Below are 21,527 nucleotides of genomic sequence, written 5' to 3' on the forward strand. Positions count from 1 at the left end.
GGGCCGGCACGGACCGGGGGGCCGGCCGGGTCCGTCCGCTCATCACACGCCCTCCCCGCCGGCCGGTGCCAGACCGGACCGGAGCTGTTCCGCGTGCCGCCAGCGCTCCTCCAGGGCGGCGCCGCGTGCCACGCCGACGGCCGTCCAGCCCGCCTCCCGCAGCAGCCGCAGCCGCTCCTCCGCCGTCTCCGAGGGGCCCGGCGCATCGGTGGGTTCACGCAGCCAGACCCCGCTGTCCAGCACGAAGGCGAGCGCACCGCCGCCGCGCCGGCTCATCTTGGCGGCGATCGCCGCCTGCTCCTCGTCCAGATCACCGAAGAACGCCACCAGAAGCCCCTCGTTGCCGCCGCGCAGCAGGTCGTAGGCGCGGGACAGGCCGGTGCCGTCGGAGTGGTCGATCACCGCGAGGGTGTCCATCAGCAGCCCGGCCGCGTCCGCCGACTCCTGGCTCGCCCCCGCGAAACCGTCGGCGCCCTCGCCCGGCACCGCGCTGCCGGTGTCGGTGAGCAGCCGGACGGAGAAGCCCCGCTCCAGCATGTGCACCAGGACCGACGCCGCGCCGGACACCGCCCACTCGAACGCCGAGTCGGGGCCTGCGCCCGCGTAGGCGGTGCCCCGGGTGTCCAGCAGGACCGTGCAGCGGGCGCGCTGGGGCTGTTCCTCGCGGCGGACCATCAGCTCGCCGTAGCGGGCCGTGGAGCGCCAGTGGACGCGGCGCAGGTCGTCGCCGTAGCGGTAGCCGCGCGGGATCACGTCGTCCTCGCCCGCCAGGGCCAGGGAGCGCTGCCTGCCCTCGCCGTACCCCGTGGCCTCGCCGGCCAGGCGGACCGGGGGGAGCGGCTCGACGCGCGGGATCACCGTGAGGGTGTCCTGCACGGAGAAGGAACGGGTCAGCTCGCACAGGCCGAAGGGGTCGGTCAGGCGGAGCTGGAGCGGGCCCAGGGGATAGCGGCCGCGCAGGTCGGAGCGGACCCGGTAGGAGACCTCCCGGCGGCCGCCCGCCTCCACCCGGTCGAGGACGAAACGGGGGCGCGGGCCGAGCACGTAGGGCACCCGGTCCTGGAGCATCAGGAGGCCGGTCGGGAGCCGCGAGACGTTCTCCACGCACAGGTGGACCCGGGCCTCGCCGGCGGCCGGGACGCGCGCCGGGGTGAGCCGGCGGCTGCCCGCGACCCGGTACCGGGTGCGGTACAGCACGGCCGCGCAGACCAGGGGCAGCACCGCCAGCAGCAGTCCGACCCGGAGCAGATCGCTCTGCCCGAGGACGTAGGCGCAGACCGCGGCGGCCACGCCGGCCGCCAGGAAGGAGCGACCTCGGGTGGTCAGGCCGGCCAGCGCGGTCCACAGGCCGCCCCTGCCGTCCCGCCTGCCCTCCGCCCGGCCCGGCCCCCCGGCGGTCATCACAGCCTCCGCGGCGGCTGCTGGCCGTACGCCGCCCCGTGACCGCCCGGGGCCCGGCCGTCGGAGGGCACCGGGGTGCGCTGGAGTATCTCCTGCACGACCTGCTCGGAGGTGCGGCGGTTGAGCTGGGCCTGGGCGGTGGGCAGCAGCCGGTGCGCCAGGACGGCGACGGCCAGGGCCTGCACGTCGTCCGGCAGCGCGTACTCCCGTCCGGCGAGGGCGGCGGTGGCCTTCGCCGCGCGCAGCAGGTGCAGGGTGGCGCGCGGCGAGGCACCGAGTCTGAGGTCGGGGTGCGTGCGGGTGGCGGCGACCAGGTCCACCGCGTACCGGCGGACCGGCTCGGCGACGTGGACGGCGCGGACCGCCTCGATCAGCTTGAGGATCTCGTGCGCGTGCGCCACCGGCTGGAGGTCGTCCAGCGGGCTCACCCCGCCGTGCACGTCGAGCATCCGCAGCTCCGCCTCGGCGCTCGGGTACCCGATGGAGACGCGGGCCATGAAGCGGTCGCGCTGGGCCTCGGGGAGCGGGTAGGTGCCCTCCATCTCGACCGGGTTCTGCGTGGCCACCACCATGAAGGGGCCGGGCAGTTCATAGGTCTTGCCGTCGATGGTGACCTGGCGTTCCTCCATCGACTCCAGCAGCGCGGACTGGGTCTTGGGCGAGGCGCGGTTGATCTCGTCGCCGATCACGACCTGGGCGAAGATCGCGCCCGGCTTGAACTCGAAGTCCCGGCGCTGCTGGTCCCAGATGGACACCCCGGTGATGTCCGAGGGCAGCAGGTCGGGGGTGAACTGGATGCGCCGCACCGAGCAGTCGATGGACCGGGCCAGCGCCTTGGCCAGCATGGTCTTCCCCACCCCGGGGACGTCCTCGATCAGCAGGTGTCCCTCGGCGAGCAGCACGGTCAGCGAGAGCCGGACGACCTCGGGCTTGCCCTCGATCACGCCCTCCACCGACCCGCGCACCCGCTCCACCACGGCGGTCAGATCAGTGAGGCTCGCTCGATCGTCATAGGTCGTCACCCGGCCCTCCTCGGCCTTTCCCCTGGCCCCCGGTCAGGAGCCCCCGCGCCACGGACGCCACGTGGAAGACGTCCCGCGTGGCACCGCACTCCGCATTCTTGCCGCCGTTACCGATTCGTGTCACTCGCCTGTGGACAACTGCCCGCGATATGTCAGCCCTTGCGGTCTTTCGGGCGTCCTATCGGTTCGCTGTCGCCGGGGCGGGACGGGATCAGGCGGGGTCGATCTCCCGCAGCCGCCCGGTCTTCACGTCGAAGACGAAACCGCGGATGTCGTCGGTGTGCGCCAGGAACGGGGAGGTGCGCACCCGCTGGATCGACTGCCGTACGTCCTGGTCGACGTCCCGGAAGGACTCCACCGCCCAGACGGGACGCTGGCCGACCTCCATCTCCAGCTCGTGCCGGAACTCCTCGGTGAGGGACTCCAGGCCGCAGCCGGTGTGGTGGATGAGGACCACGCTGCGGGTGCCGAGCGCCCGCTGGCTGATGGTGAGGGAACGGATCACGTCGTCGGTGACCACGCCGCCCGCGTTGCGGATGGTGTGGCAGTCACCGAGGTTCAGCCCGAGCGCCGCGTGCAGGTCGAGCCGCGCGTCCATGCAGGCCACGACCGCCACCTTCAGGACCGGACGGGCGTCCATCCCGGGGTCGGTGAACGCCGCCGCGTAGCGGTCGTTCGCCGCCACGAGACGGTCGGTGACGGAGCCGCCCTCCACGGCGGCGCCGGAGCCGGAGGGAACCGATGCAGAAGTCGTCATATCCATGACGTTACTGGTCACGGGCCGACCTGGCCCGCTGTGAAGAGGGACAAAGAAGACCGGGACGCCCGGGTGTGAGCTAACCCACAGGAGTGGTGACAGTGCGTCCGTACGGGTGAAGCTGCGCCGATTCCCGCTTCCCCGGCCCACGGCCCGCGACGCGCAGGCCGGTTGATTGACCGCGAGACAGGGTGGACTAAAGTGACGCGAAGCGGGAGGCGAGGCTCTCCCCGCTGGACTGGAACCCCCGAAAGACCTGGGCGCCGCGGTGCCCGTTCTCCCCACGTGCGCGGCGCGTACGTACGGCTCGGCCTCCTCCCGCTCCCGGCCGGCTGCCGCATCCGGCGCCGGCAGGTCTCCCCTTCCACCGGGGGACGGCGGGGACCCGGCGGTGCGGGCGCCGCGTCGGACCCGAGAGGCCGACCCCCCTTGAGCCAGAGTCGACACGTCCCGGTGATGCTCCAGCGGTGCCTGGATCTGCTGGCACCCGCCCTGGCGGAACCGGGGGCGGTGGTCGTCGACTGCACCCTCGGCCTCGGCGGGCACAGCGAGGCCCTGCTCGAACGTTTTCCCGAGGCCCGGCTCGTCGCCCTCGACCGGGACACCGAGGCCCTGCGCCTCTCCGGCGAGCGGCTCGCCCCCCACGGCGACCGCGCCACCCTGGTGCACGCCGTCTACGACGAGCTGCCCGACGTCCTCGACCGGCTCGGCATCCGGCGCGTCCAGGGCGTGCTGTTCGATCTCGGTGTCTCCTCCATGCAGCTCGACGAGGCCGGCCGGGGCTTCGCCTACGCGCAGGACGCCCCGCTGGACATGCGGATGGACCAGACGACCGGCATCAGCGCCGCCGAGGTCCTCAACACCTACCCCCCGGGCGAACTCGTCCGCATCCTGCGGGCGTACGGCGAGGAGAAGCAGGCCAAGCGGATCGTCTCGGCGATCGTGCGAGAACGGGAGAAGGAGCCGTTCACCAACAGCGCCCGCCTGGTGGAGCTGATCCGCGCCGCGCTGCCGCAGGCGGCCAAGCGCACCGGCGGCAACCCGGCCAAGCGCACCTTCCAGGCGCTGCGCATCGAGGTCAACGGCGAGCTGTCGGTCCTGGAGCGGGCGATCCCGGCCGCCGTGGAGGCCCTCGCCGTGGGCGGACGGATCGCCGTGCTGTCGTACCACTCCCTGGAGGACCGGCTCGTCAAGCAGGTCTTCGCGGCGGGCGCCGCCGGCACCGCCCCGCCCGGACTGCCGGTGGTGCCCGAGCGGTACGCCCCCCGGCTCAAGCTGCTCACACGCGGTGCCGAACTTCCCACCGAGGAGGAGATCGCCGAGAACCGGCGGGCGGCACCGGCGCGGCTGCGCGGAGCGGAGCGGATCAGGGAGTCCATCGGGTGAAGCACGTGAGGCCCACGACGCGGGGACGGTACGGGCGCGGCCCGGACCGGGGAGGGGAAGCGCTGTGAAAGGCACACCGGAACTGAGGGGCAGGGCCGCCCGGCTCGCCCGGCTCTTCCCGGCCGGCGGCGGCAGACAGCAGGCGGCCCGGACGCCCTTCGTCCTGCTGGTCGTCGTGCTGCTCGGCGGCGGCCTCATCGGGCTGCTGGTGCTCAACTCCGCGCTGAGCGAGGGATCGTTCCAGCTCGACGACCTGGAGCAGCAGACCAAGGAACTGACCGACGAGGAGCAGGCCCTCCAGCGGGACGTCGACGCCTACTCCGCCCCGCAGGCCCTCCAGCGCCGCGCCCGTGAGCTGGGCATGGTCCCCGGCGGTGACCCCGCCTTCCTCGCCCCCGACGGCACGGTGAAGGGCTCCCCGGGCCCCGCCTCCGCCGCGACCCCGCTGGTCCTCGCCCCCGAGGCGCTCACCCAGGGCACCGCGCCCTCCCCCGGCCCGACGACCCCGACCCCCGGCAGGTGACGGAAGTGTCCGACGACTACGGCAGGCAACCGCCCCGCCGCCGGGTGCCCGGACCCGCCCGGCCCGCCCGGCCGGGCCACCCCGCCCGCGCCGGCGGCGGCGGACGCCGGCCCGGCCCCGGCGCCCGCCCGGCCCGCCGCCCCGGCCCGCCCCGCGGCACCGCCCCCCGCGCCTTCCGGCTGGGCAGCCCCCGGCCCCGGCTGCGCCTGGTCGGGTTCGCCCTGGCCCTCGTCCTGATCGCCTTCGTCGTCCGCCTGCTCCAGGTGCAGGCCGTCGACGCGAGCACGTACACCGCCAAGGCCGAGCTGAACCGGTACGTCGTCCACACCCTGACCGCCGCGCGCGGCGGCATCACCGACCGCAACGGCGTCGCCCTCGCGACCACCGTGGACGCCTACGACATCACCGCCGACCCGACGATGTTCACCCGGGAGCAGCTGAGGATCGACGACGGCCCGGAACAGGCGGCGGCGCTGCTCGCCCCGATCCTCGGCGAGGACGAGGACGAACTGGCGGCCACCCTGCGCCCCGGGAACGAGCAGCTGCGCTACGTCCGCCTGGCCCGCGCCCGCACGCCCCAGGAGTGGAACCAGATCCAGGACCTGAAGAGCGCCCTGTCCAAGAAGGCGGAGACCGACGGGTCCACCGTCAACGTCCTCGCCGGCGTCTTCGCCGACCCCAGCAGCAAGCGGATCTACCCCAACGGCGACCTCGCCGCCGGGGTGATCGGCTGGGTCAACGTCGAGGGCGAGGGCAGCGGCGGTCTGGAACGGCAGCTGGACAAGACGCTGGCCGGCCAGGACGGCGAGATCCGCTACGCCCAGTCCGGCGGCCACCAGGTCCCCACCGTCGGCGCCAACGAGACGCCGGCCGTCCCCGGCAGCGACGTCGAGCTGACCCTCGACCGGGACATCCAGTGGGCCGCCCAGGACGCCATCTCCGAGCAGGTGAGGAAGTCCAGGGCCGACGGCGGGTACGTCATAGTGCAGGACACCCGTACCGGGGAGATCCTGGCCATGGCCAACTCGCCCGGCTTCGACCCCGGTGACCTGGCCCACGCCGACCCCGACGCGCTCGGCAACGGCGCCCTCCAGGACGCCTTCGAACCCGGCTCCACCGCCAAGGTCATGTCCATGGCCGCCGTACTGGAGGAGGAGGCCGCCACCGCCGGCACCCATGTCACCGTCCCCAACCGGCTGCACCGCGGCGACCGGCTCTTCAAGGACGACATCGACCACCCGACCTGGTACCTCACGCTCAACGGCGTGCTCGCCAAGTCCAGCAACATCGGCACCATCCTCGCCACCGGTGAACTCGGCAGGACGCAGAAGGAGGCCAACCAGGTCCTCTACTCCTACCTGCGCAAGTTCGGCCTCGGCAGCTACAGCGGCCTCGGCTTCCCCGGCGAGACCAAGGGCATCCTCGCGGCACCCGGCCAGTGGTCCACCTCGCAGCAGTACACGATCCCTTTCGGCCAGGGCGTCTCCATCAACGCGCTTCAGGCGGCCTCCGTCTACTCCACGATCGCCAACGGCGGCGTCCGGATCGAACCGACGCTGGTGAAGGGCACGAAGGACGCCGAAGGCGGGTACACGCCCGCGAAGAAGCCGAAGAAGACGCGGGTGATCAGCGAGAAGACCGCGAAGACGCTGTCGCAGATGCTGGAGTCGGTGGTGGACGACGAAGAGGGCACCGGGACCAAGGCCCGCATCCCCGGCTACCGGGTGGCGGGCAAGACCGGTACGGCCAACCGAGTGGATCCGGCCACCGGCCAGTACAAGGGGTACACCTCGTCCTTCGCCGGGTTCGCGCCCGCCGACCAGCCCCGGGTCACCGTCTACTGCGCCATCCAGAACGCCACCGAGGGCAGCTACTTCGGCGGCCAGATCTGCGGCCCCGTCTACAAGCAGGTCATGGAGTTCGCCCTGAAGACCCTCCAGGTCCCGCCGACCGGCACCGGCCCCGCGAAGCTGCCGGTCACCTTCACCCCCTGACCCGTTCCCGATGCAAGACCGAGCCACCAGGAACCACCCCGTGACAACGATCACCCCCGATCCCGGGAACCAGAACGGCCCCCGCACCTCACTTCGCGGGCAGGCGGGTACGCCCGGTACGCTCACCGCCGTGCCACAGCCTGATCAGTCCCAAACCACCCAGAAGGGCCGTCCCGCGGCCTACCCGGGGCCGCCCCGGCCGGCGCGGGTCACCGCCACCCCCCTCGCGGAACTCGCCGGTCAGCTGGGTGTCCCCGCCCCGGAGGGCGACGCCGCCGTCACGGGCATCACCCACGACTCGCGCGCCGTCCGCCCCGGTGACCTGTACGCCGCCCTGCCCGGCGCCCGCACCCACGGCGCCGACTACGTCACCCAGGCCGCCGGCCTCGGTGCCGCCGCCGTGCTCACCGACCCGGCCGGCGCCGACCGCGCCGCCGCCACCGGGCTGCCGGTGCTGGTGGCCGAGGACCCGCGCGCGGAGATGGGCGAGCTGGCGGCGACCGTCTACGGCCACCCCGGCCGGGACCTGCTCCAGATCGGCATCACCGGCACCTCCGGCAAGACCACCACCGCCTACCTCGTCGAGGGCGGCCTGCGCACCGCGCGCACCACCGGTCTGATCGGCACGGTCGAGATGCGCATCGGCGACGAGCGCATCAAGTCCGAGCGGACCACCCCCGAGGCCACCGACCTGCAGGCGCTGTTCGCGGTGATGCGCGAGCGCGGCACCGAGGCGGTCGCCATGGAGGTCTCCAGCCACGCCCTGGTGCTCGGCCGGGTCGACGGCTGCGTCTTCGACGTCGCCGTCTTCACCAACCTCAGCCCGGAGCACATGGAGTTCCACCGGGACATGGAGGACTACTTCCAGGCCAAGGCGCAGCTCTTCACCCCGCGGCGCAGCCGCCTCGGCGTGGTCAACACCGACGACGAGTACGGCCGCCGGCTCGCCAAGGAGGCCACCGTCCCCGTCGTCACCTACTCTGCCGAGGGACACCCCGACGCCGACTGGCGCGCCGAGGACGTCGAGGTCGGCCCGCTGGACTCGACGTTCACCGCGGTCGGCCCCAAGGGCGAGCGGATCACCGCCCGCTCCCCGCTGGCCGGTCCGTTCAACGTGGCCAACACCCTCGCCGCGATCGCCGCCCTCGCCGCCGCCGGCCTCGACCCGCAGACGGCCGCCGACGGGGTCGCCGCGGTGCCGGGCGTGCCGGGCCGCCTGGAGCGGGTGGACGCCGGGCAGCCGTACCTCGCCGTGGTCGACTACGCGCACAAGACCGACGCGGTCGAGTCGGTCCTCAAGGCGCTGCGCAAGGTCACCGAGGGCAGGCTGCACGTCGTCCTCGGCTGCGGCGGCGACCGGGACACCACCAAGCGGATGCCGATGGGCGCCGCCGCCGCCCGGCACGCCGACACCGCCGTACTGACCTCCGACAACCCCCGCTCCGAGGACCCCCTCGCGATCCTCGCCACGATGCTCCAGGGCGCGGCCTCGGTGCCCGCCCACGAGCGCGGCGAGGTGCAGGTCTTCGAGGACCGGGCCGCCGCCGTCGCCGCCGCCGTCGCCCGGGCCGAGCCCGGCGACACGGTGCTGGTCGCGGGCAAGGGCCACGAGCAGGGGCAGGACATCGCCGGGGTGGTGCGTCCCTTCGACGACCGCCAGGTGCTTCGCGAAGCCATCCAGAAGACCCAGGGATGAAATCCCGCATGATCCAGGGGATGAACTTGTGATCGCCCTCTCCCTCGCCGAGATCGCAGAAGTCGTCGGCGGGCAGATGCACGACATACCGGATCCGTCGGCCGAGGTCACCGGACCGGTCGTCCACGACTCCCGTGAGGCGGGGCCGGGCAGTCTCTTCGTCGCCTTCGCCGGCGAACGCGTGGACGGCCACGACTTCGCGCCGGCGGTCGTCGCCTCGGGCGCGGTGGCCGTCCTCGGCTCCCGGCCCGTCGGCGTGCCCGCGATCGTCGTGGACGACGTCCAGGCCGCCCTCGGCGCCCTCGCCCGGCACGTCGTACGGCGGCTGGGGGCCACCCTGGTCGCGCTCACCGGCTCGGCGGGCAAGACCAGCACCAAGGACCTCATCGCGCAGGTGCTGCGGCGCAAGGCGCCGACGGTGTTCACGCCCGGCTCGCACAACAACGAGATCGGGCTGCCGCTGACCGCGCTCACCGCCACCGAGGAGACCCGTTTCCTCGTCCTGGAGATGGGCGCCCGCGGCATCGGCCACATCCGGTACCTGACCGGACTGACCCCGCCGCGGATAGGAGTCGTCCTCAACGTCGGCTCCGCGCACATCGGCGAGTTCGGCGGCCGGGAGCAGATCGCGCAGGCCAAGGGCGAACTCGTGGAGGCGCTTCCGGAGGACGGCACCGCCGTCCTCAACGCGGACGACCCCTATGTACGCGCCATGGCCTCCCGAACGAAGGCGAAGGTGGTCTTTTTCGGAGAGTCCGACGAAGCGGACGTACGCGCCGAGAATGTGCGACTCACGGACACCGGACAGCCCGCGTTCAGGCTTCACACACCCTCCGGTGCAAGCGATGTGACGATGCGCCTGTACGGTGAGCACCACGTGTCGAACGCGCTCGCCGCGGCCGCCGTCGCCCACGAGTTGGGCATGTCCGCAGACGAGATCGCCCGCGCGCTCTCCGAGGCGGGCTCCCTCTCCCGCTGGCGGATGGAGGTCACCGAGCGCCCGGACGGCGTGACGGTCGTCAACGACGCCTACAACGCGAACCCCGAGTCCATGAAGGCCGCGCTGCGCGCGCTGGCCGCCATGGGCAAGGGACGCCGTACGTGGGCGGTGCTCGGCAAGATGGCCGAGCTCGGGGACGAGGCGCTCGCCGAGCACGACGCGGTCGGACGGCTCGCCGTCCGGCTCAACGTCAGCAAGCTCGTCGCGGTCGGGGGCAGGGAAGCCCAATGGCTGCAACTGGGCGCATACAACGAGGGTTCGTGGGGTGAGGAGTCGGTGCACGTGTCCGACGCACAGGCGGCGGTCGACCTGTTGCGCAGCGAGCTGCGCCCGGGGGACGTCGTGCTCGTGAAGGCGTCCCGGTCGGTGGGTCTGGAGGCGGTCGCCACGGCGCTGCTGGAGACCGGCACCGAGGGTGAGGTCGCTGCCCGATGATGAAGCAGATCCTGTTCGCGGGAGTCATCGGTCTCTTCCTGACGCTGGTCGGCACCCCGCTGCTGATCAAGCTCCTCGCCCGCAAGGGCTACGGCCAGTACATCCGCGACGACGGCCCGCGCGAGCACGCCAGCAAGCGCGGTACGCCGACCATGGGCGGCATCGCCTTCATCCTGGCCACCGTCGCCGCGTACTTCCTGGCCAAGGTCATCACCAGCTACCTGGACCCGAAGGCGGACGCGGCGCCGACCTTCTCGGGCCTGCTGGTGCTCGGCCTGATGGTCGGCATGGGCCTGGTCGGCTTCCTGGACGACTACATCAAGATCGTCAAGCGGCGTTCGCTGGGTCTGCGGGCCAAGGCGAAGATGGCCGGCCAGCTGATCGTCGGCATCGCCTTCGCGGTGCTCGCGCTCCAGTTCGCAGACAGCCGCGGCAACACCCCGGCCTCCACCAAGCTGTCGTTCATCAGCGACTTCGGCTGGACGATCGGCCCGGTGCTGTTCGTGGTCTGGGCGCTGTTCATGATCCTGGCGATGTCCAACGGCGTGAACCTCACCGACGGTCTGGACGGCCTCGCCACCGGCGCCTCCGTCCTCGTCTTCGGCGCCTACACCTTCATCGGCGTCTGGCAGTTCCAGGAGTCCTGCGCCAACGCCACCACGCTGACCAACCCGGGCGCCTGCTACGAGGTGCGCGACCCGCTGGACCTGGCGGTGGTGGCCTCCGCGCTGATGGGTGCCTGCCTGGGATTCCTGTGGTGGAACACCTCGCCGGCCAAGATCTTCATGGGCGACACCGGTTCGCTCGCGCTCGGCGGCGTGCTGGCGGGTCTGGCGATCTGCTCGCGCACCGAGCTGCTGATGGCCATCCTCGGCGGCCTGTTCGTCCTGATCACCATGTCCGTGGTCATCCAGGTCGGCTCGTTCAAGATGACCGGCAAGCGCGTCTTCCGGATGGCACCGCTCCAGCACCACTTCGAACTCAAGGGCTGGTCCGAAGTACTCGTCGTGGTCCGTTTCTGGATCATCCAGGGCATCTGTGTGATGGTCGGACTGGGCCTCTTCTACGCGGGATGGGCAACGAAGTGACCGACTCGGTGTCTACGGAATTCCAGGGCAAGCACGTCACCGTCGCCGGACTCGGCGTCTCCGGGGTCCCCGCGGCCAAGGTCCTGCACGGCCTCGGTGCGCGCGTCACCGTCGTCAACGACGGCGCGGACGAGCGCGCGCGGGCGCAGGCGGCGGAATTGGAGGCGCTCGGCGTCACCGTGCGCCTCGGGGACGCCGACACCCTGCCCGAGGGCACCGACCTCATCGTCACCGCGCCCGGCTGGAAGCCCACCAAGCCGCTGTTCACGGCGGCCGCGGAGGCCGGCGTCCCCGTCTGGGGCGACGTCGAACTGGCCTGGCGGCTGCGGGGCGAGAACGCCGCCCCCTGGCTCGCCGTCACCGGCACCAACGGCAAGACCACCACCGTCCGGATGCTCGCGTCGATCCTTCGGGCGGCGGGCCTGCGCACCGCCGCCGTCGGCAACATCGGCGTCTCGCTGCTGGACGCGGTCACCGGCGAGCAGGAGTACGACGTCCTGGCCGTGGAGCTGTCCAGCTACCAGCTCCACTGGGCGCCCTCGCTGCGCGCCCACTCGGCCGCCGTCCTCAACCTCGCCCCGGACCACCTCGACTGGCACGGCTCCATGGACGCGTACGCCGCCGACAAGGGCAGTGTCTACGAGGGCAACCAGGTCGCCTGCGTCTACAACGTGGCCGACAAGGCCACCGAGGACCTCGTCCGCGAGGCCGACGTCGAGGAGGGCTGCCGGGCCATCGGCTTCACCCTCGGCGCTCCGGCACCCTCCCAACTCGGCGTCGTGGACGGCATCCTGGTCGACCGGGCGTTCGTCGAGAACCGGCAGAAGAACGCCCAGGAGCTGGCCGAGGTCGCCGACGTGAACCCGCCGGCGCCGCACAACATCGCCAACGCGCTGGCCGCCGCCGCCCTCGCCCGCGCCTACGGGGTGCCCGCGGCGGCCGTCCGGGACGGGCTGCGCGCCTTCACCCCGGACGCCCACCGCATCGCGCACGTCGCCGACGTGGACGGCGTGGCGTACGTCGACGACTCCAAGGCCACCAACACCCATGCCGCCGAGGCGTCCTTGGCGGCGTACGGGTCGGTCGTGTGGATCGCCGGCGGCCTCGCGAAGGGCGCCACCTTCGACGAACTGGTCGCGGGCGCGGCCGGGCGGCTGCGGGGCGTCGTACTGATCGGCGCCGACCGCGCGCTGATCGCCGAAGCCCTGGCGCGACACGCACCGGAAGTACCCGTGGTCGACCTCGACCGGACCGACACTGGGGCGATGCTCCAGGCGGTCCAGGAGGCGCGGCGGCTCGCCCGCCCGGGAGACACGGTGCTGCTGGCCCCGGCCTGCGCCTCCATGGACATGTTCGCCAACTACAACCAGCGCGGTGACGCGTTCGCACAGGCCGTTCGCGAACTCGGCGCCTGACCCGGCCGCCTGCGCCGGGCGACCATGGGAGGGACGCGTGGGACGGTCCAGGCCGACGTACAGCGGAGGCTTCGATGCCCGGTAGTCCCGGCAGCCGCACCGGAGGACGGCCGCCCGTGCGGCGGGCCGCCGCACGGCCCGCCGCCCGGCGGCCCGCGGCCCCCGAGAACCCCGTCCGGGCGCTGTACACCCGCCTGCGCCGGGCCTGGGACCGGCCGCTGACGGCGTACTACCTGATCGCCGGCGGCAGCGCGCTGATCACCGTGCTCGGTCTGGTGATGGTCTACTCGGCCTCCCAGATCACCGCGCTCCAGCTCTCGCTGCCGGGGTCGTACTTCTTCCGCAAGCAGTTCCTGGCCGCCGTGATCGGCACCGTACTGCTGCTCGCCGCGATGCGGATGCCGGTGAAGCTGCACCGGGCACTGGCCTATCCGATCCTGGCCGGCGCGGTCTTCCTGATGGCCCTGGTGCAGGTGCCGGGGATAGGGATGTCGGTCAACGGCAACCAGAACTGGATCTCCGTCGGCGGCCCCTTCCAGCTCCAGCCCAGCGAGTTCGGCAAGCTCGCCCTGGTGCTGTGGGGCGCCGACCTGCTCGCCCGCAAACAGGACAAGCGGCTGCTGACCCAGTGGAAGCACATGCTGGTGCCGCTGGTCCCGGTCGCCTTCCTGCTCCTCGGGCTGATCATGCTCGGCGGGGACATGGGCACCGCGATCATCCTGACCGCCATCGCCTTCGGGCTGCTGTGGCTGGCGGGGGCGCCCACCCGGATGTTCGCCGGGGTCCTCTCGGTCGCCGCGCTGCTCGGTGTGATCCTCATCAAGACCAACCCCAACCGCATGGCCCGGCTGGCCTGCATCGGCGCGACCGACCCCGGCCCCGGCGACTCCTGCTGGCAGGCGGTGCACGGCATCTACGCCCTCGCCTCGGGCGGGCTGTTCGGTTCCGGACTCGGCGCCAGCGTCGAGAAGTGGGGCCAACTCCCCGAGGCGCACACCGACTTCATCTTCGCCGTCACCGGCGAGGAACTGGGCTTGGCGGGCACGCTGTCCGTCCTCGCCCTCTTCGCGGCTCTAGGCTATGCGGGTATCCGCGTGGCCGGACGCACGGAGGACCCCTTCGTCAGGTATGCCGCGGGAGGCGTGACCACCTGGATCACGGCCCAGGCCGTGATCAACATCGGTGCGGTCCTCGGACTGCTGCCGATCGCCGGCGTCCCCCTCCCGCTGTTCTCCTACGGGGGTTCCGCCCTGCTGCCGACCATGTTCGCCATCGGGCTGCTGATCGCCTTCGCACGCGACGAGCCCGCTGCGCGGGCGGCGCTTGCGATGCGGCAACCTCGCTTTGGTAGAAAGCGGGGGACCGGGGGCACCGGGTCCGAGCGGAGGCCCCGGAGTTGGAACACGATGCGACGGCGTGCCTCGCGGCGCGCTCGTCCGGAGAGCGGTGAATTTCGGTGCATGTCGTACTCGCCGGCGGAGGAACCGCGGGCCACATCGAGCCCGCGCTCGCCCTCGCGGACGCCCTGCGCAGGCAGGACCCGACCGTGGGCATCACGGCCCTGGGCACGGAGCGCGGCCTGGAGACCCGTCTCGTACCCGAGCGCGGGTACGAGCTGGCGCTGATCCCGGCGGTACCCCTGCCGCGCAAGCCCACGCCCGAGCTGATCACCGTGCCGGGCCGGCTGCGCGGCACCATCAAGGCGACCGAGCAGATCCTGGAGCGCACCCGCGCCGACGCCGTGGTCGGCTTCGGCGGGTACGTCGCCCTGCCCGGCTACCTCGCGGCCAAGCGGCTCGGCGTGCCGATCGTGATCCACGAGGCCAACGCCCGCCCCGGCCTGGCCAACAAGATCGGCTCCCGGTACGCCGCGCAGGTCGCCGTCTCCACCCCCGACAGCAAACTGCGCAACTCCCGGTACATCGGCATCCCGCTGCGCCGATCCATCGCCACCCTGGACCGGGCCGCCGCCCGCCCCGAGGCCCGCGCGGCGTTCGGCCTCGACCCCAATCTGCCCACGCTGCTGGTCACCGGCGGCTCACAGGGCGCCCGCCGGCTCAACGAGGTCGTCCAGCAGGTCGCGCCCTGGCTCCAGCAGGCGGGCATCCAGATCCTGCACGCGGTCGGCCCGAAGAACGAACTGCCGCAGGTCCACCAGATGCCGGGGATGCCCCCGTACATCCCGGTAAGTTATCTGGACCGGATGGACCTCGCGTACGCCGCGGCCGACATGATGCTCTGCCGCGCGGGCGCGATGACCGTCGCCGAACTCTCCGCCGTCGGGCTCCCCGCCGCCTACGTCCCGCTGCCCATCGGCAACGGCGAACAGCGGCTCAACGCCCAGCCGGTGGTCAAGGCCGGCGGCGGACTGCTGGTCGACGACGCGGAACTGACCCCCGAGTGGGTCCAGCAGAACGTGCTGCCCGTCCTCGCCGACCCGCACCGGCTGTACGAGATGTCCCGCGCCGCCGCCGAGTTCGGCCGCCGGGACGCCGACGAGCTGCTCGTCGGCATGGTCTACGAGGCGATCAGCGCCGCCCGCGCGCAGCGCTAGGCGACCCGACGGAGGGCAGGAAGCGTGGCCGGACCGACCACCGCCGAACGCGGTGCACGCCAGCAGGAGTCGTCCGGCCCGTCCCGTGCCCGGCGCCTGTGGCCACCCCGCCCACGTATTCGTACGATCGTCATCCTGGCCGTCCTCGTCGTCGTGACGGGCGGGGCGGCCGGCTGGCTGCTGTACGGCTCCGACTGGCTGCGGGTGGAGACGGTCTCCGTCTCGGGCACCCGGGTCCTGACGCCCGCTCAGGTCCGGGAAGCGGCCGACGTTCCCGTCGGGGAGCCGCTCATTTCCGTCGACACCGAGGCGATCGAGAGCCGGCTGAAGAAGAAATTGCCCCGAATTGACGTGATTGCGGCCGACCGTTCCTGGCCCGCCGGAATCAGCCTGGAAGTGACGGAACGCACTCCGGTTCTGCTCGTGCAAAACGGAGAAAAGTATGGGGAAGTGGACAAGGATGGCGTCCGATTCGCCACGATTTCCCGTGCGGTCAAAGGCGTTCCCCTGCTGGAATTGGCGGTCTCCCGTTCGGGCTCGTCCGCCGCGAGCCTGCGCCGCTTCGGCGAGGACCGGCTGGTCCGGGAGGCGGTCCGGGTGGCCGGACGGGTCCCGGACGCGGTCACCCGCGACGCCCGGCGGGTCACGGTGCGTTCCTTCGACGACATCTCGCTGGAGTTGAGCGGGGGGCGGACCGTGGCGTGGGGGAGCGCGGAAAAGAGCGCTGACAAGGCGCGCGCCCTCACCGCCCTGATGAAAGCCGCGCCCGACGCGCGGCACTTCGACGTGAGTGTTCCCACCGCCCCTGCGGTGTCGGGGAGTTGACGCCCGTCGACGCAGGCCAGCACCCTGGTTGGGCAGCGCTACGGCTGATCACATAGGGTGAAAAGAAAAACGGGAGGTTCGGCGTGTTCGTTGAACGCGCGCCACGTGTCGACTTAGTGTCCTGTTCGGAAGACTCCAGGGAACAGACACACTGGTAACCCTAAACTTCAGCGTTAGGGTTCGGGTCGGCGCTACGGACCGTCCCATTCGGCATCAGTCGCCGGACCGCGGAGCAGCAGTGCTCCACCGGTCCGACGACACGTAACTCGAGGCGAGAGGCCTTCGACGTGGCAGCACCGCAGAACTACCTCGCAGTCATCAAAGTCATCGGTGTCGGCGGCGGTGGTGTCAATGCCATCAACCGGATGATCGAGGTCGGTCTCAAGGGCGTCGAGTTCATCGCCATCAACACCGACGCGCAAGCCCTGTTGATGAGCGACGCCGACGTCAAGCTCGACGTCGGCCGTGAACTCACCCGCGGACTCGGCGCCGGAGCCAACCCGGCCGTCGGCCGCAAGGCCGCCGAGGATCACCGCGAGGAGATCGAGGAGGTCCTCAAGGGGGCCGACATGGTCTTCGTGACGGCCGGTGAGGGCGGCGGCACCGGCACCGGCGGCGCGCCCGTGGTGGCGAACATCGCCCGCTCCCTCGGCGCCCTCACCATCGGCGTGGTCACCCGCCCGTTCACCTTCGAGGGACGGCGCCGGGCCAACCAGGCCGAGGACGGCATCGCCGAACTCCGCGAAGAGGTCGACACCCTCATCGTCATCCCCAACGACCGGCTGCTGTCCATCTCGGACCGCCAGGTCTCCGTCCTCGACGCCTTCAAGTCGGCGGACCAGGTCCTGCTCTCCGGTGTGCAGGGCATCACCGACCTGATCACCACCCCCGGCCTGATCAACCTCGACTTCGCCGACGTCAAGTCGGTCATGTCCGAGGCCGGTTCGGCCCTGATGGGCATCGGCTCCGCCCGCGGCGACGACCGCGCGGTGGCCGCCGCCGAGATGGCGATCTCCTCGCCGCTGCTCGAAGCCTCCATCGACGGTGCCCGGGGCGTCCTGCTCTCCATCTCCGGCGGCTCCGACCTCGGCCTGTTCGAGATCAACGAGGCCGCCCAGCTGGTCAGCGAGGCCGCCCACCCCGAGGCCAACATCATCTTCGGCGCCGTCATCGACGACGCCCTCGGTGACGAGGTCCGGGTCACGGTCATCGCGGCCGGCTTCGACGGCGGTCAGCCGCCCGCCAAGCGGGACACCGTGCTCGGCGCGGCCTCGGCCAAGCGCGACGAGCAGCCCGCCCCGCCGGCCCGGCAGCCGGAGAGCCGCCCGTCCTTCAGCGGACTCGGCAGCGTCAAGCCGAAGGAGGAGCCGGAGCCGGTCGCGCCGGAGCCGGTCAGCGACCTGCCGCCGGTCACCCCGCCGCCGGTCCCGCCGTCCCGCACCTACTCGGACAGCGCGGCCGAGGAACTGGACGTGCCGGACTTCTTGAAGTGACAGCACAGCGCGATACCGCGAACGGCGCGCACTTCGCCTTCACCGACCGGTGGGGCGGGGTGAGCGCCGTTCCGTACGAGGAGCTCAACCTCGGCGGCGCGGTCGGTGACGACCCCGACGCCGTACGGACCAACCGGGAACGGGCGGCCGCGTCGCTCGGGCTCGACCCCGGCCGGGTGGTCTGGATGAACCAGGTGCACGGCGCCGGCGTCGAAGTGGTGGACGCCCCCTGGGGCGCCCGGCCGGTGCCCGAGACCGACGCGCTCGTCACCGCCGAGCGCGGCCTCGCCCTCGCGGTCCTCACCGCCGACTGCGTGCCGGTGCTGCTGGCCGACCCGGCCGCCGGGGTCGTCGCCGCCGCGCACGCGGGCCGGCCCGGCATGATCGCCGGGGTCGTCCCCGCCGCCGTACGCGCCATGACGGAATTCGGCGCCGACCCCGCCCGGATCGTCGCCCGCACCGGACCCTCGGTGTGCGGCCGGTGCTACGAGGTGCCGGAGGCGATGCGCGCCGAGGTGGCCGCCGTCGAACCGGCGGCGTACGCCGTCACCAGCTGGGGCACGCCGGCGGTCGACGTGGCCGCCGGTGTGCACGCGCAACTCGAACGGCTCGGGGTACGCGCACGGGAGCAGTCGCCGGTGTGCACGCTGGAGTCGAAGGATCACTTCTCGTACCGACGGGACCGCACCACCGGGCGGCTCGCGGGCTATGTATGGCTGGGCTGATGGGGCATGACGGAGCGTAAGGACGAACTCGCCGCGAACCTCGCCAAGGTGGAGGAGCGCATCGCCGCCGCGTGCGCCGCCGCCGGCCGGGACCGCGAGGAGGTGACCCTGATCGTGGTCACCAAGACCTATCCGGCGAGCGATGTGCGTACTTTGGCGGAGCTGGGTGTCCGGCATGTCGCGGAGAACCGGGACCAGGACGCGGCCCCGAAGGCCGCCGCGTGCGCGGATCTGCCGCTCACCTGGCACTTCGTGGGGCAGTTGCAGACCAACAAGGTACGATCCGTGGTCGGTTACGCCGATCTCGTGCAGTCCGTCGACCGTGCCCGGCTGGTCACCGCCCTGTCCAAGGAGGCGGAGCGGGCCGGACGTGAACTGGGCTGCCTCGTCCAGGTCGCACTCGATGCGGGAGCGAACGGGCGGGGGGAGCGGGGCGGTGTGGCTCCCGACGGGATCGGGGAGTTGGCCGACCTCGTCGCCGGGGCGCCGGGGCTCCGGCTCGACGGACTGATGACGGTGGCCCCGCTGACCGGGGAGTACGCCGGACGCCAAGAGGCCGCTTTCGAGCGGCTCATGGATTTGTCGACCCACCTGCGCCGGTCCCATCCGACTGCGACCATGGTCTCGGCAGGGATGAGTGCGGACCTCGAACAGGCCGTGGCCGCCGGAGCGACACATGTGCGCGTCGGTACCGCGGTACTCGGCGTCCGACCCAGGCTCGGGTAACGTCGCCAAGAAGTCGGACCACAGCAGAAAATATGGTCATTACCGCCGAAAGGCGGAAGCAACGACCTCGTGGATCGCGGGCATGTGGCAGTCGTCAGCAGATCCACCACAGAGCGGAGGACTCAGAGCATGGCCGGCGCGATGCGCAAGATGGCGGTCTACCTCGGCCTCGTGGAGGACGATGGGTACGACGGCCGGGGGTTCGACCCCGACGACGACTTCGAACCTGAACTCGACCCGGAACCCGAACGGGATCACCGGAGGCATGAACCGGCACATCAGGGGCATGGTTCACATCAGTCACAAAGGGACGAAGAGGTACGAGTCGTTCAACCGCCCGCGCCTCGCGAGCCGGTGGCCCGGTCCGCTTCGCCGGCCGCGGAATCGTCGCGACCCGCCCGGATCGCGCCCGTGGCATCCATCACACAAGAACGCGCAAGCCTGGAAAAGAGCGCACCGGTCATCATGCCCAAGGTCGTGTCCGAACGAGAGCCCTACCGGATCACCACACTCCACCCGCGGACCTACAACGAGGCCCGTACCATCGGGGAACACTTCCGTGAGGGCACGCCGGTGATCATGAATCTGACCGAGATGGATGACACGGACGCGAAGCGACTTGTCGACTTCGCTGCCGGTCTGGTGTTTGGTCTCCACGGCAGTATCGAGCGGGTGACGCAGAAGGTGTTCCTGCTGTCTCCTGCTAACGTCGATGTCACGGCGGAGGACAAGGCCCGCATCGCAGAGGGCGGGTTCTTCAACCAGAGCTGAGACGTAGCACCGGTGAGATGGGTCAGGGGAGAGGGAAGCAAGGGTCATGAGCGTGGTCCTGGATGTCGTCTACATCGCGCTGATGTGCTTCCTCATCGTGCTGATCTTCCGGTTGGTCATGGACTACGTCTTCCAGTTCGCCCGCTCGTGGCAACCCGGCAAGGCGATGGTGGTCGTACTGGAGGCCACCTACACTGTCACCGATCCACCGTTGAAGCTTCTGCGGCGGGTCATCCCGCCGCTGCGTCTCGGGGGCGTGGCGCTCGACCTGTCCTTCTTCGTACTGATGATCATCGTCTACATCCTGATCTCGATCGTGAGCCGGCTGTGAGCGATGAGAGAGATACGGGCTTGCCGAATGCCGACGACTACGTTGAGGTGAAGAGATGCCGTTGACCCCCGAGGACGTGCGGAACAAGCAGTTCACGACCGTCCGCCTCCGAGAAGGCTATGACGAGGACGAGGTCGATGCCTTCCTCGACGAGGTCGAAGCCGAACTGACCCGTCTGCTCCGCGAGAACGAGGACCTGCGCGCCAAGCTGGCCGCTGCCACGCGCGCGGCCGCGCAGAACCAGCAGAACATGCGCAAGCCCCCGGAGCAGCAGGATCAGCAGCAGGGTGGCATGCCCCAGCAGGGCGGGATGCCTCAGCAGGGCGGCATGCCCCAGCAGGGCGGGATGCCTCAGCAGGGCGGGATGCCCCAGCAGGGCATGCGCGGTCCGGGTGCTCCCGTACCCGCCGGCATATCGGGCCCGCCGCAGCAGCAGATGGGCGGCCCCATGGGAGGCCCGCCCCAGCTGCCGAGCGGTGCCCCGCAACTGCCCGCCGGTCCCGGCGGTCAGGGCGGCCCGCAGGGCCCCGGTCCGATGGGCCAGGGTCCGGGGCCGATGGGCCAGGGCCAGGGCCCGGGTCCGATGCAGGGACAGATGGGCCCCGGCCCGATGGGCGGCCCCATGGGCGGTCCGCAGGGTCACGGCGGTCCCGGCATGCCCGGCCAGGGCGGCCCGGGCGGCGACAGCGCCGCGCGCGTCCTGTCGCTGGCCCAGCAGACCGCCGACCAGGCGATCGCCGAGGCCCGGTCCGAGGCCAACAAGATCGTCGGCGAGGCGCGTTCGCGGGCCGAGGGCCTGGAGCGGGACGCCCGTGCCAAGGCCGACGCCCTGGAGCGGGACGCGCAGGAGAAGCACCGCGTCGCGATGGGCTCCCTGGAGTCCGCCCGCGCCACGCTGGAGCGCAAGGTCGAGGACCTGCGCGGCTTCGAGCGCGAGTACCGCACGCGGCTGAAGTCCTACCTGGAGTCGCAGCTGCGTCAGCTGGAGACCCAGGCCGACGACTCGCTGGCCCCGCCGCGGACGCCCGCGACGGCTTCCCTCCCGCCGTCCCCGGCGCCCTCGATGGCACCGGCCGGCGCGAGCGCCCCGTCCTACGGCGGCAACCAGTCCATGGGCAGTGGTCCGGGCGGGTCGTCCGGTCCGTCGTACGGCTCGCAGCAGCAGATGTCGCCGGCGATGACGCAGCCGATGGCGCCGGTGCGGCCGCAGGGGCCTTCGCCGATGGGGCAGGCGCCGTCGCCGATGCGCGGTTTCCTCATCGACGAGGATGACAACTGAGCGGTGCTGAGCGTTAGTACGGCGTTGTAGTCGGCGGCGTTCAGGGCGGGCCCTGGGTTTTGACCCGGGGTCCGCCTCTTTTGTTGGGTACGGGGCGTCGGCGGGG

Annotated in this window: 18 protein-coding genes and 1 pseudogene; 16 read left to right on the forward strand and 3 right to left on the reverse strand. The window is 71.8% G+C overall.

The genetic code is table 11. The annotated features are described in order from the left end of the window. Positions 1-42: 42 nt before the first annotated feature. From Sdagh_RS32005 to Sdagh_RS32015, 3 genes are all read right to left on the reverse strand, one after another. Positions 43-1,401, reverse strand: coding sequence for a DUF58 domain-containing protein (locus tag Sdagh_RS32005; protein ID WP_190077361.1), 1,359 nt, complete (start codon positions 1,399-1,401; stop codon positions 43-45). Further along, positions 1,401-2,423, reverse strand: a complete 1,023-nt coding sequence (locus tag Sdagh_RS32010; RefSeq protein WP_189413601.1) for an AAA family ATPase — start codon at positions 2,421-2,423, stop codon at positions 1,401-1,403. Before Sdagh_RS32010 ends, Sdagh_RS32005 begins: the two co-directional genes overlap by 1 nt. Positions 2,424-2,634: 211 nt before the next feature. Beyond that, positions 2,635-3,180 carry a beta-class carbonic anhydrase gene (locus tag Sdagh_RS32015; protein ID WP_189413604.1) on the reverse strand — a complete coding sequence of 182 codons (546 nt, stop codon included), beginning with the start codon at positions 3,178-3,180 and terminating at the stop codon, positions 2,635-2,637. A 429-nt stretch (positions 3,181-3,609) separates the two neighbouring features. Here Sdagh_RS32015 and rsmH point away from each other — a divergent pair, with 429 nt between their 5' ends. From rsmH to Sdagh_RS32095, 16 genes and pseudogenes are all read left to right on the forward strand, one after another. Further along, positions 3,610-4,566, forward strand: a complete 957-nt coding sequence (rsmH, locus tag Sdagh_RS32020; RefSeq protein ID WP_189413607.1) for a 16S rRNA (cytosine(1402)-N(4))-methyltransferase RsmH — start codon at positions 3,610-3,612, stop codon at positions 4,564-4,566. A gap of 64 nt (positions 4,567-4,630) precedes the next feature. Further along, complete coding sequence (ftsL, locus tag Sdagh_RS32025; protein ID WP_189413610.1) at positions 4,631-5,089, forward strand: cell division protein FtsL; 459 nt, start codon at positions 4,631-4,633, stop codon at positions 5,087-5,089. Beyond that, positions 5,086-7,083 carry a peptidoglycan D,D-transpeptidase FtsI family protein gene (locus Sdagh_RS32030; protein WP_190077360.1) on the forward strand — a complete coding sequence of 666 codons (1,998 nt, stop codon included), beginning with the start codon at positions 5,086-5,088 and terminating at the stop codon, positions 7,081-7,083. Before ftsL ends, Sdagh_RS32030 begins: the two co-directional genes overlap by 4 nt. 40 nt (positions 7,084-7,123) lie before the next feature. Further along, positions 7,124-8,779 carry a UDP-N-acetylmuramoyl-L-alanyl-D-glutamate--2,6-diaminopimelate ligase gene (locus tag Sdagh_RS32035; RefSeq protein WP_226536006.1) on the forward strand — a complete coding sequence of 552 codons (1,656 nt, stop codon included), beginning with the start codon at positions 7,124-7,126 and terminating at the stop codon, positions 8,777-8,779. Positions 8,780-8,807: 28 nt separating this feature from the next. Further along, positions 8,808-10,214, forward strand: coding sequence for a UDP-N-acetylmuramoyl-tripeptide--D-alanyl-D-alanine ligase (locus Sdagh_RS32040; protein ID WP_189413619.1), 1,407 nt, complete (start codon positions 8,808-8,810; stop codon positions 10,212-10,214). Then, positions 10,214-11,302, forward strand: a complete 1,089-nt coding sequence (gene mraY / locus Sdagh_RS32045) for a phospho-N-acetylmuramoyl-pentapeptide-transferase (RefSeq protein WP_189413824.1) — start codon at positions 10,214-10,216, stop codon at positions 11,300-11,302. Before Sdagh_RS32040 ends, mraY begins: the two co-directional genes overlap by 1 nt. Before the next feature lie 8 nt (positions 11,303-11,310). Next, a complete protein-coding gene (murD, locus tag Sdagh_RS32050; protein WP_190077397.1) occupies positions 11,311-12,717 on the forward strand; it encodes a UDP-N-acetylmuramoyl-L-alanine--D-glutamate ligase in 1,407 nt (468 codons plus the stop codon). Positions 12,718-12,791: 74 nt separating this feature from the next. Continuing rightward, positions 12,792-14,167: pseudogene (gene ftsW, locus Sdagh_RS32055) on the forward strand (putative lipid II flippase FtsW). A 6-nt stretch (positions 14,168-14,173) separates the two neighbouring features. Next, on the forward strand, positions 14,174-15,271 hold the full coding sequence (gene murG / locus Sdagh_RS32060) for an undecaprenyldiphospho-muramoylpentapeptide beta-N-acetylglucosaminyltransferase (RefSeq protein ID WP_189413625.1): 1,098 nt from the start codon (positions 14,174-14,176) through the stop codon (positions 15,269-15,271). Between the two features lie 24 nt (positions 15,272-15,295). Next, positions 15,296-16,096 (forward strand): cell division protein FtsQ/DivIB, encoded by an 801-nt coding sequence (locus Sdagh_RS32065; RefSeq protein ID WP_190077359.1) that lies wholly within the window; start codon positions 15,296-15,298, stop codon positions 16,094-16,096. 287 nt (positions 16,097-16,383) lie between these two features. Further along, positions 16,384-17,589 (forward strand): cell division protein FtsZ, encoded by a 1,206-nt coding sequence (gene ftsZ / locus Sdagh_RS32070; protein ID WP_189413631.1) that lies wholly within the window; start codon positions 16,384-16,386, stop codon positions 17,587-17,589. Beyond that, complete coding sequence (gene pgeF, locus Sdagh_RS32075; RefSeq protein ID WP_190077358.1) at positions 17,586-18,314, forward strand: peptidoglycan editing factor PgeF; 729 nt, start codon at positions 17,586-17,588, stop codon at positions 18,312-18,314. The genes ftsZ and pgeF overlap by 4 nt, the downstream gene beginning before the upstream one ends. Before the next feature lie 6 nt (positions 18,315-18,320). Then, positions 18,321-19,040, forward strand: a complete 720-nt coding sequence (locus Sdagh_RS32080) for a YggS family pyridoxal phosphate-dependent enzyme (RefSeq protein ID WP_189413636.1) — start codon at positions 18,321-18,323, stop codon at positions 19,038-19,040. Between the two features lie 129 nt (positions 19,041-19,169). Continuing rightward, positions 19,170-19,811 carry a cell division protein SepF gene (locus Sdagh_RS32085; RefSeq protein ID WP_189413639.1) on the forward strand — a complete coding sequence of 214 codons (642 nt, stop codon included), beginning with the start codon at positions 19,170-19,172 and terminating at the stop codon, positions 19,809-19,811. Between the two features lie 46 nt (positions 19,812-19,857). Further along, a complete protein-coding gene (locus Sdagh_RS32090; RefSeq protein WP_030248691.1) occupies positions 19,858-20,142 on the forward strand; it encodes a YggT family protein in 285 nt (94 codons plus the stop codon). Positions 20,143-20,197: 55 nt separating this feature from the next. Beyond that, positions 20,198-21,421, forward strand: a complete 1,224-nt coding sequence (locus Sdagh_RS32095; RefSeq protein WP_189413642.1) for a DivIVA domain-containing protein — start codon at positions 20,198-20,200, stop codon at positions 21,419-21,421. Positions 21,422-21,527 lie beyond the last annotated feature (106 nt).

The sequence above is a fragment of the Streptomyces daghestanicus genome (assembly GCF_020521275.1).
GTDB classification, from domain to species: domain Bacteria; phylum Actinomycetota; class Actinomycetes; order Streptomycetales; family Streptomycetaceae; genus Streptomyces; species Streptomyces griseoviridis.

Bases quoted from the DNA above. Each gene is read 5' to 3' on its own strand.
- Sdagh_RS32080 (WP_189413636.1), top strand. From the start codon at position 18,321: ATGACGGAGCGTAAGGACGAACTCGCCGCGAACCTCGCCAAGGTGGAG.
- mraY (WP_189413824.1), top strand. From the start codon at position 10,214: ATGAAGCAGATCCTGTTCGCGGGAGTCATCGGTCTCTTCCTGACGCTG.
- Sdagh_RS32005 (WP_190077361.1), bottom strand. From the start codon at position 1,401: ATGACCGCCGGGGGGCCGGGCCGGGCGGAGGGCAGGCGGGACGGCAGG.
- Sdagh_RS32085 (WP_189413639.1), top strand. From the start codon at position 19,170: ATGGCCGGCGCGATGCGCAAGATGGCGGTCTACCTCGGCCTCGTGGAG.
- Sdagh_RS32095 (WP_189413642.1), top strand. From the start codon at position 20,198: ATGCCGTTGACCCCCGAGGACGTGCGGAACAAGCAGTTCACGACCGTC.
- Sdagh_RS32015 (WP_189413604.1), bottom strand. From the start codon at position 3,180: ATGACGACTTCTGCATCGGTTCCCTCCGGCTCCGGCGCCGCCGTGGAG.
- Sdagh_RS32090 (WP_030248691.1), top strand. From the start codon at position 19,858: ATGAGCGTGGTCCTGGATGTCGTCTACATCGCGCTGATGTGCTTCCTC.